We start from the raw sequence: 9,468 nt of genomic DNA, 5'->3' as shown, positions 1-9,468 counted from the left end.
AAATGGAGTTTTGAACAGGTAAAAGGCAATAGTGAGCATTTGACCTTTTTAGCCATTTTAGCCGGGATTATCTTGATTAGCAGAAATTTATGGATTAGGGGGTAATGGGTTAGACTACCATATAGAAGTCAAGGATTTTTGTAACTATTCAGCCACTGATGGACACGGATGAAACACTGAAAATCCGTGAATCGTGTCCGGTATCCGTGTCCGTAATTAGGCTCAAGGTTGAAGGCAAATTCAGGTATAGTGCCTCGTGTCTCCTCTCCTTCTCCGTTTCTCCCTTTCTCCGTTTCCCCCTTTCTCATCTGTCCTCTGACCTCTGTGTATTTATCCGTGCTAATCCGTGTCAATCACTGGCTGAATAGTTACGAAAAAATAAGGAGTTTTTTAGAAAGGCATATAGTTACTAATTAAATAATGACAAAGAAAGATTAGTGTCAGATTTCAGATTCCTATGCCTTTAATTAACTTCCTGGCAGTTATTTCCAATATACCCTGGCGGGTTAAAAGGCGACCTGTATTTAATAATTCCTTTGCCATCATAACCTTATCTTCTCTTATATCTTCAGTTTTTAATACAGCAAGGATAAGTTTAGTTATTTCGTAGGCAGTTTTACCTTCTGCAGATAAAGTAAGTTTATCCTCACCTTTAGAGATAACCGTTTCCTGACCTTTTGTCGGAGCAAATTCTTTTGGATGTTTAATTGCCTCTTCAAAAGATATTTCAGGAGCAGGTTTTCGTCTAAAGGTATCAGGTTCTTTTTGAACAGTTTCTTGAGTTCTGACTAAATCAGCTAATTTGAATATATCCATTTTTATCACTTTACCGCAGTTAGAGGATAGAGGTCAGAAGTTAGAAAATCTAACTTTTGACCTCATAGTGTGGTATTGAGTAAGTTTTGCACGGAATATGGTAACTGGTAAATGGTAAATGGTAAATAGTTAAATAGCTTCGTTGTGAGCTCAGCCGAACAGTATTTAATTACCAGTTACCAATCACCAGTTACCAGAATCAAATTCCGTGCGTTATTTGTTCAACACGACACTGGCTTCTGACTTCTGTTATTTATAAGTATGTAATCCTGGCAGTAACAAATTTACTCCCAGAAAGGTAAATAAAAGACATCCAAAGCCAATTATGGTTAAATAAGCGATTTTTCTACCTCGCCAACCACGCAAGAATCTGGCGTGAAGATACGCCGCATAAACAAACCAGGTGATTAATGACCATATCTCTTTTGGGTCCCAGCTCCAGTATGAACCCCAGGCAGAATTCGCCCAAATAGCACCCGTGATTATCCCTAAAGTCAAAAATAAAAATCCTATAAACACAGATTTATAACTTAAATTATCTAATATCTCTAATGAAGGCAATTGCAAATAAGCCATTTGTTTTTTTAATCTTATTGCTTTATCCTGAACAAGATACATTAAGCCAAACTCAAATCCGCAAACAAATGCCCCATAACTAAATAAACTCAAACCCACATGAATACCCAGCCAGTAACTTTGCAATGCTGGAACTAACGGTATTATCTCTTTTGGGAAAAAATATCCACAAAGAAGTATAAAAAAGACAATTGGCAGGACAAACAAACCTAATATCTTTAATTTATACCGATATTCAATAAAACAAAAAATAGCAACTACCATCCAGCCAAAAAATGATAGAGATTCAAACAACCTGGCCATTGGCAAGTGATTAGCCTCAAACCCTCGAACTATTAGACTTAAACTATGGACAGTTAGGCTTAAAATAGTCAGCCAGTATCCATAATTACTCCATCTTTCTCTTTTTGCGTATAAGAAAATAAGATAAATAATAGTTGAAATGGAATATAAAACAAAGGCAAGGTTAAAAAATAATAGATTAAACAATATTAATCCTCCTTGTAACTATTCACCACGAAGAGCACGAAGGGCAGGGAGATGTTACAGAACAAATCTCGTAATGCGTCAGTGAAATGGGAGATTCTCCTGAAAGTAGGAAGTAGGAGAGTAGGAAAGTAGGGAAGGGGGAGACATTGCCCCCAGAAGAGGAATACCGTGCACATCCTTTATCCCTTTCCTACTTACCTACTACCTACTTGCCTACTATTTTCATTGCTTTGTCCTCCGCAGGTTAATGTTCGTTCCCCCAAATGACTGACGTATTACGATAGATGCTCTCCAGAAAACCATGTCCTAACTTTTTATGGACATTAATACAGGCATTAATAATCCTATCAGTTAACTCTTCTTTTCTCCACTTCTCCATCTTCTCCCTTTCTCCTTATTTTTATCCTACCTGAACCCTTACGAATTCGATAATTCATCAAATTTCACTTCGTGCTCTCTGTGCCCTTCGTGGTGAGCATTTTTAAGGGAAAGTAGTTTTTCCCAGAATAGTTTTCTTTCTTCTTCATCTTTATATTCAACCTTAACCTTATTTCGTAATTTGGCCAATGAATCTACTAATGCTTCATATTCAGTGCCATAAATAATTTCGAGGTCTTCTTTAATCTTTCTGGCTAATGCTGGACTTTTGCCACTTGTCGAGACACTAATAATTAAATCTCCCCTAACCATTATTGCTGGAACAATAAAATTACACATTTCAGGAGAATCAACAACATTTATTAATAAATTTAATTTATTAGCATCCCTGGCAATTTTAGCATTAAATTGTTTATCATTAGTGGCGGCAATAACTAAAAATGTGTCTTTTTTTATATGGTTAGAGTTATATTTTTCCTTTAAACAGGTTATCTTATTTTCCAATTCTTTAAATAAGGTAGAGAATTTTGGGCTGATAACAGTAACTTTCGCCTGTGCCTCAACCAATGATTTCACCTTGCGAAGTGCTACTTTTCCGCCTCCCACAACAAGGCATTTTTTATTTTTTAAATTAAGGCATATTGGGTAATAAGTCATTGTCTTTCTTGTAACTATTGTAACTATTCACCTTGTAGGAAAGTAGGAGAGTAGGGAAGTAGGAAAGGGAAAGAATTGGTGCAACAGATGTGGAGAGCGGCTGTTTCTATTCCAGCAAATATTGCAGAAGGTTTTAAGAAACAAGGCATAAAGAATTATTTTCCCCTCTTCCTACTTCCTACTTTCCTACTCCCTACTTCCTACTTACTTGGTATGCTGAATAGTTACTAACTATTTAGCCATCTGAAGTGAATCAACAGACCTCTAACTTCTATCATCATAATCTTTGAGCCTCTTTAAAACAGTTATTTGCTTGTTCTCTTTTACCAAGATTTTGTAGAGCGATTGCTTTGTTATACCAGGCTTGTTGAAAAGCAGGATTGAGATTTATCGCTTTATCAAAACATTCTACTGCCTCATTGTATCTTCTCAATTTACACAATGCTACCCCCTGGTTATAATAGCTATTTATATCTTCAGGATTCAATTTAGTGGCTTCCGCGAAACAGGCTGTTGCCTCCTGATATTCTTCTGATTTGCATAAATCTATTCCTTTATTAAACCATAATTGATAATCTGCTGGATTTAACTTAATCGCCTCATCATAGCAACTGATGGATTCTTTGTAGCTTCCAAGCATCGCCAGAGCCAATCCTTTATTAAACCATATCTGGGGAGAATTATGGTCTAATCTTAAAACAGCATCATAATAAACAACTGCACCTTTATATTCCCCAAGTTTATATAAGGCATTTGCTTTATTAAGCCAGGCATTCTGGTCATCAGGATTTAACTTTAGCACCTCATCATAAGACAAATTTGCTTCTTTATATTTCTCAAGTTTTTCCAGTATCATTGCCTTGTTAAACCATGCGGCTGAGTCTTGAGAATTTAATTCAATAACCTTATCAAAAGATAAAAGAGCCTCATTGTATCTTCCCAGTTTATATAAAACTACCCCTTTGTTAAACCAGGCGGCGGCATCAGCAGGATATAAACCAATACTACCTTCATAACAAATAAGGGCATCTTCGTATTTCCCCAAATTATACAGGTCTATTCCTTTATTGTAGCAGGCATAAGCGGATTTTGGCTCAAAGTATTTTATGGCAAAATCATAGCATTTTATTGCAGATTCATATTCCTTTAAGTTATCCAATGTTACAGCTTTATTATACCATGTATCTCCATCCTCTGGATTTAACTTAATCGTTTCATCAAAACAATCAAGTGCTTCTTTGTATTTCCCGCTCTGATATAAATCTACTCCCTTATTATACCAGAAAATAAAAGTTTCCTTACACACTCCAATTTCCGTAATAAGAACCAAAATAATGGTAATTAACGAACATACCTTTATTCTCATTGACAATTCTCCTTTTGATATTATACTTTGATATAGAAAGAATGTCAAGCATTTTCTTCTTGACATTTAACATTGGATATGATAGAATTCTCTGGAGGTAAAAAAATGTATTTAACCTTTCCTCAACGAATGATAAAGATTGCTAATAAGACCAGATGGTTAATAATTTTGTTGGTCTTATTAGTCATTAAACTCTTCCCGGAAGCAGTAGTAGATTATACTCAAATTTACTTTTTGCTTATTTTAGCTGGTATTTATAATCTATTAGTTAGATTCATTCCCTGGCAACAACAATGGCAAGAAGGTAAAGGCTATCGAATCTGTTATGCTGAGAGCACACTGGATATAATCTTTATTAGCGGGATTATTTATTTAACTGGGGGGCTACAAAGTAATTTCTTCCTGCTTTATTTTGCGGTGATTATGTTTGCGGCAACTTATTATAACCCATTAAAATGTTTTTTGATAACTATCTGTATAAGTCTATTATATATTTTGAATGGAATTCTAACTGAACCTTCACTCCGTGTGCTTTTATCTACTCTTTTGAGTAAAATTCCACTTCTGTTTGCTATTGCAGGAGTTACTGTTTATCTCACTCAGGAAATTAAAATTCAAAGTGAAGAATTGGAATTAGAAAAGGAAAAACTTCAAAAACTCCTTCAAAGATTAAAAGGGAATTTAAAAGAGATTGACAAAAAGAATCAAATGTTAAATGAAATCTATAAACTTTCTTTAAAAATAGGCAGTAGTTTGAATTTAGAGGATGAGTTAAATAGTATTATTGATGTTACAAATGAATTTTTGAAATCAGATTTAATCCTCATTAGTTTGGTTGATGAGAACAAACAGGAGTTAGAATTCAAGGCAAAAAAAGGTAATTTATTATCAAAGATTCCTGATGTGAATAAAATAAAGATAGAAGAGAGTATATTAGGTCAAGTAATTAGAACCGGCCAGCCTGTAAGCATTAGTGATTTATCTAAGATAGACTCGAATGACCGTCTCTTTACTTCAAAAAAGGGAATATCTTCTTTGCTCTCAGTTCCTTTAATTGTCAATGAAAAACCGATTGGTGTTTTTACTTGTGTTTATTCTAAAGTAATGGAATTCAAAGAAGATGAGGTAAAATTTTTAAGTCTGATTGCTACTCGAGCCGCTCTATCCATAAATAATGCCCAGTTGCATGATGAAATTAGAAAATTAGCCATCACTGATGGTCTAACCGGACTCTATAACTACCGCTATTTTCAAGAAAGTTTAAAAAGAGAGATAGAACGGTGTAAGAGGATTAAAAGTTCCTTATCTTTATTAATGATAGATATTGACCACTTTAAAGACTTTAATGATACTTATGGACATCAGGAGGGAGATATATTGTTATCCAGGTTGGCGATGCTCTTAAATTACCATATTCGGCAAACAGATATTATTGCTCGCTACGGAGGAGAAGAATTTGTGATTATTGCAACTGATATCTCGCTGGGAAATACCTTTTTGTTAGGAGAACGAATAAGACACGAAATAGAAAAAGGTTTATTGACCGAAGAAGATGCGTATCGACTTAAAACTACTTTACCTGTAACCATAAGTATTGGTATTGCTGTATTTCCTGCTGATGCTCTTGAGCAGAAAGAGTTGATTAAATGTGCGGATACGGCACTTTATGAGGCGAAAAACACTGGAAGAAACAGAGTCGTGGAATATGGTAAAATAATGTAATTTTCTCTCATTTCCCTTTTTCCCTTTGTTACGCTTTATTTGAGTAAATAGTTACATAGTGCACAAATAACTGTTTCGATTTGTTGTGAGGTTAATTCAGGATAAATAGGAAGTGATAAAACCTCTTTAGCCGCCTGTTCGCTTTCTTTAAAATCTCCTACTTTATGCTCTAAGTAAGAAAATGCTGGTTGAAGATGTAACGGTGTTGGATAGTGAATAGCAGTATCAACACCTGTCTCTTTTAGATGTTTTATTAACCCATCTCTATTCTTTACCCTTATGGTGTATTGATTATATACAGGCTCGTTAAATGCTTCAACAAACGGGGTTATGATTTCTTTATTCCTGAATGCCTCATTATAGGTTTTAGCAATTTCCTGTCGTCTCCGAGTCCACTCATTCAGTTTTTTTAATTTTACCCGTAATATGCCTGCCTGTAATTCATCCAATCGGCTGTTCGTGCCAATAATTTCATGGTAGTATTTAACTTGTGAACCATGAGTGCGTAGCATTTTAAGTTTTTTGGCAATATCTTCATCGTTAGTCGTAATTATTCCTCCATCACCATAGGCACCTAAGTTTTTAGCCGGGAAAAAGGAAAATCCACCCGTTGTGCCCATTTGACCAACCATTTTACCCTTGTATTTAGCCCCAATTGCCTGAGCGGCATCTTCTACCACGGCTAAATTATACTCCCTGGCAACAGGTAATATTTCATCCATATCCGCTGGCTGACCATAAAGATGAACCGGGATAATGGCTTTAGTTTTAGGAGTAATAGCGGTTTTAATCTTAGATGGGTCAATATTATAGGTTTTGGGGTCAATGTCAACAAATACAGGTTTTGCCCCTAAAAGCACTATCACCTCAGCCGTAGCAATAAAGGTGAACGGTGAAGTAATCACCTCATCTCCTGCTTTTACCTCACACGCCATAAGACTCAACAGAAGGGCATCAGTGCCAGAGGCGACGCCTACGGCATATTTAGTTTGACAAAATGAAGCAATCTCCTCTTCTAACTTCTTGACATTTTCACCTAATATGAAACTACCATTTCTAATAACTTCATTTATTACCCCATCAATTTCTCCTGAAATACTCGCATATTGTGCCTTTAAATCTAACAATGGAACTTTATTCATTTTTTATCCTCCTTTAAACTGATAACAGAGATATTATTTCCTCACACAAAGCCACAGAGACACGAAGATTTATTGTAAGTTTTCAGTAATCAGGTATCAGCACTCAGTTAACACCAGGAGAATCACGGCAGTAATGAATATTACTACTCTATTTGTTTCCTTATTTTGATGTCCCGTAAGCGTTCAGGTGTAAATAAGGAGAAAAGGGGAAATGGGGAGAAAGGAGAAGGGTAGGGGAATTAGGTAGCAGAAGGTTTCATCAGTTGTCAATGACATTCTAAATAATATGATTTTCTTACTAAAATAAGAATACTTTTTCCCCTTTTCCCTGATTTCTCCATTTCCCCTTCGTTACACCCTGAACGGTTACGATGTCCCTAATTCTCTTAAAAGTTGAGCATTGAACACTGATACCTGACACCTGTTAACTGAATGCTTACTTTTCTTCTTATTGCTGTATCCCATAATCAACCTCTGCTCCCCCAACTTACACTCATGTTGACTCTATTCATAATGATACCTATATGAAATAATTACAAGAGTATCGTGTTCAACCTTGTACACCAATCGGTGTTCGTCCGTGACTCTTCGCGACCAACATCCTCGCAAATCCCGTTTTAATGGTTCGGGTTTCCCAATTCCTTTAAACGGGGTGCGGTTGGCATCTTTAATCAAATCATTCACGCGTTTCAATAATTGGGGTTGATACTGTTGAAGCCAGAGATAATCTTCCCATCCAGCATCAGTAAATGTCAGTCTCATACATTCACTAACTCCCGTTCTGTCACATGTCCAATACGTGCTTGTTCCAAGGATTTTCGTAAGTGAGCAGCATTCGCGGGATTCGATAAGAGATATTCTGTTTCTTGCCATACGGTAAATTCCCATTCTGATAACAAAATCGCTTTATGCGTGTCATCAAGAAAAATCATAATAGGCTCAGCATCAGTATCCGCTTGATAGACTAGCTGCTCCAAATTCTTTTTTGCCTCCTGAATTGTAGTAACTTGCATATATTTCCTCTCAAAGATAAAATAACCACACATTAACATCTGATAACATCTTATCATCATCTCATTATCTTGTTTCCAATTATAGCACAATAATCAATTATATGCAACTATTTTTTTGTCTCAGATTAGACGTTCTTAGCAGGATTTTTATTAATATTAATAGCTCTCGTAGGTATACCCGTTGTATTTTCTGGGAATCAATTCGGCTGAGTAAGTAGGGTCACAAACCGGAAAGCAAATTTTCCCCCAAACTCTCTTGAGTGCATTCTACATTCACCCGACCTGACCCTCTATTTCTCCCATATAATAATTAGGTAGTCTTTTAATTCGTCCAATTCGTGAAATTCGTGGTATATTATACTTCCCTATATGATCAAGTAAAAAATGGAGATAAGGAGGAAATTTTCTGAACCTCAAAGGGCATAGAAAATATAGCCACTTAGATAAGTATTCTCTGCCTCAACTTTACATATTCTGTATTTTGCAATCCTAACTCCATCTCAAGTAAGTCTAAAAGTCAATAAAAATATTGACAACAACATCCTCTTATGTTAGGATATATGTAGAGATAATACTCGATGTTCAAGTTTTTGAAGGATTTCATAGATTATAACCGTCCAGGTGGTCTGGTGCCTGGTGTCTATGTGCCTGAGCTACATAAGACTACCAGACCACCAGACACCAAGACACCAGAAACACCAGAATATCTGAACGGTTACAAAAACTTGAACATCGAGTAAAAGGATTCAGCTTTGAAGGAGCGAAATGTTTAACTGTGATTTTTATCCCTGTGCTATCGAATTAATTCTGCTTTGGAGGTGATTCCCATTCCAATAAAAAGCATTATAATTTTATTATGCATCTTAAGTTCTATTAAAGTAGAAGCAGTGGAACAAGGCTGGAAATTTAAAGGATATAGTCCTGCAAGTAGCTTTTATTCCCCATTTGCCTCTACTAAAAAGACCCATCCCAAATTGCCTTTTGAACTCGACTGGACTAAACAAGCTAACCTGCTAACCTTAACCGGCGATGTCAATGGCGATGAAGAATTAGAAATTATCACTCCAGTTGTAAATAGAGTTATAGTCTGTCGGGCTAATGGAGATGAGTTATTTTCTTCTGATTTAGGGGGGACGCTGACCAGTATCTGTCTGGTAGATTTGGATAATAATGGTTCGTTAGAACGGAACTTCCCCTCAAAGATGGACCATAAAATGGTGCTAACCTTTTAATAATCAAGGGGATAGGCAAGTTTTAGACCTTAAAAGCGTGCATACGAATATTTTTTAAAAAAATTTTATTATTTTTA

13 protein-coding genes are annotated in these 9,468 nt (G+C 35.8%); 4 read left to right on the top strand and 9 right to left on the bottom strand.

The genetic code is table 11. From position 1 onward, the window contains the following. Positions 1–128 precede the first annotated feature (128 nt). The 5 genes from AB1414_09895 to AB1414_09875 form a co-directional block, all read right to left on the bottom strand. On the bottom strand, positions 129–308 hold the full coding sequence (locus AB1414_09895) for a hypothetical protein (protein MEW6607744.1): 180 nt from the start codon (positions 306–308) through the stop codon (positions 129–131). A gap of 139 nt (positions 309–447) precedes the next feature. Beyond that, the gene (locus tag AB1414_09890) at positions 448–816 is read right to left on the bottom strand and encodes a hypothetical protein (GenBank protein MEW6607743.1); all 369 of its coding nucleotides are present in this window, start codon (positions 814–816) and stop codon (positions 448–450) included. A 249-nt stretch (positions 817–1,065) separates the two neighbouring features. After that, a complete protein-coding gene (ccsB, locus tag AB1414_09885) occupies positions 1,066–1,881 on the bottom strand; it encodes a c-type cytochrome biogenesis protein CcsB (protein MEW6607742.1) in 816 nt (271 codons plus the stop codon). Positions 1,882–2,125: 244 nt separating this feature from the next. Beyond that, positions 2,126–2,260: a GxxExxY protein gene (locus AB1414_09880; protein MEW6607741.1), complete on the bottom strand. Its 135-nt coding sequence runs from the start codon at positions 2,258–2,260 to the stop codon at positions 2,126–2,128. Between the two features lie 38 nt (positions 2,261–2,298). Then, complete coding sequence (locus AB1414_09875; GenBank protein ID MEW6607740.1) at positions 2,299–2,916, bottom strand: bifunctional precorrin-2 dehydrogenase/sirohydrochlorin ferrochelatase; 618 nt, start codon at positions 2,914–2,916, stop codon at positions 2,299–2,301. Positions 2,917–2,991: 75 nt separating this feature from the next. Between AB1414_09875 and AB1414_09870 the strand changes: the two genes are divergently transcribed. Beyond that, positions 2,992–3,147 (top strand): four helix bundle protein, encoded by a 156-nt coding sequence (locus AB1414_09870; GenBank protein MEW6607739.1) that lies wholly within the window; start codon positions 2,992–2,994, stop codon positions 3,145–3,147. Between the two features lie 46 nt (positions 3,148–3,193). Here AB1414_09870 and AB1414_09865 read toward each other — a convergent pair whose 3' ends face one another. Beyond that, complete coding sequence (locus tag AB1414_09865; GenBank protein ID MEW6607738.1) at positions 3,194–4,282, bottom strand: tetratricopeptide repeat protein; 1,089 nt, start codon at positions 4,280–4,282, stop codon at positions 3,194–3,196. A 78-nt stretch (positions 4,283–4,360) separates the two neighbouring features. Between AB1414_09865 and AB1414_09860 the strand changes: the two genes are divergently transcribed. Further along, entirely contained in the window at positions 4,361–6,004 is a 1,644-nt protein-coding gene (locus tag AB1414_09860) for a sensor domain-containing diguanylate cyclase (protein MEW6607737.1), read from the top strand. A 35-nt stretch (positions 6,005–6,039) separates the two neighbouring features. Here the strand turns inward: AB1414_09860 and AB1414_09855 are convergent, their stop codons facing one another. From AB1414_09855 to AB1414_09845, 3 genes are all read right to left on the bottom strand, one after another. Further along, positions 6,040–7,146 (bottom strand): DegT/DnrJ/EryC1/StrS family aminotransferase, encoded by a 1,107-nt coding sequence (locus AB1414_09855; GenBank protein ID MEW6607736.1) that lies wholly within the window; start codon positions 7,144–7,146, stop codon positions 6,040–6,042. A 504-nt stretch (positions 7,147–7,650) separates the two neighbouring features. After that, positions 7,651–7,908, bottom strand: a complete 258-nt coding sequence (locus AB1414_09850; protein ID MEW6607735.1) for a Txe/YoeB family addiction module toxin — start codon at positions 7,906–7,908, stop codon at positions 7,651–7,653. Then, positions 7,905–8,159, bottom strand: coding sequence for a type II toxin-antitoxin system Phd/YefM family antitoxin (locus tag AB1414_09845; protein ID MEW6607734.1), 255 nt, complete (start codon positions 8,157–8,159; stop codon positions 7,905–7,907). Before AB1414_09845 ends, AB1414_09850 begins: the two co-directional genes overlap by 4 nt. A 578-nt stretch (positions 8,160–8,737) precedes the next feature. Here AB1414_09845 and AB1414_09840 point away from each other — a divergent pair. Continuing rightward, complete coding sequence (locus tag AB1414_09840) at positions 8,738–8,899, top strand: hypothetical protein (protein MEW6607733.1); 162 nt, start codon at positions 8,738–8,740, stop codon at positions 8,897–8,899. A 72-nt stretch (positions 8,900–8,971) separates the two neighbouring features. Then, on the top strand, positions 8,972–9,391 hold the full coding sequence (locus AB1414_09835) for a hypothetical protein (protein ID MEW6607732.1): 420 nt from the start codon (positions 8,972–8,974) through the stop codon (positions 9,389–9,391). Positions 9,392–9,468: the final 77 nt, after the last annotated feature.

Source organism: bacterium, assembly GCA_040755795.1.
Taxonomy (GTDB): domain Bacteria; phylum UBA9089; class CG2-30-40-21; order CG2-30-40-21; family SBAY01; genus JBFLXS01.
Note: the sequence above shows the minus strand (reverse complement) of the source record. Positions and strands in the feature narration are given on the sequence as shown.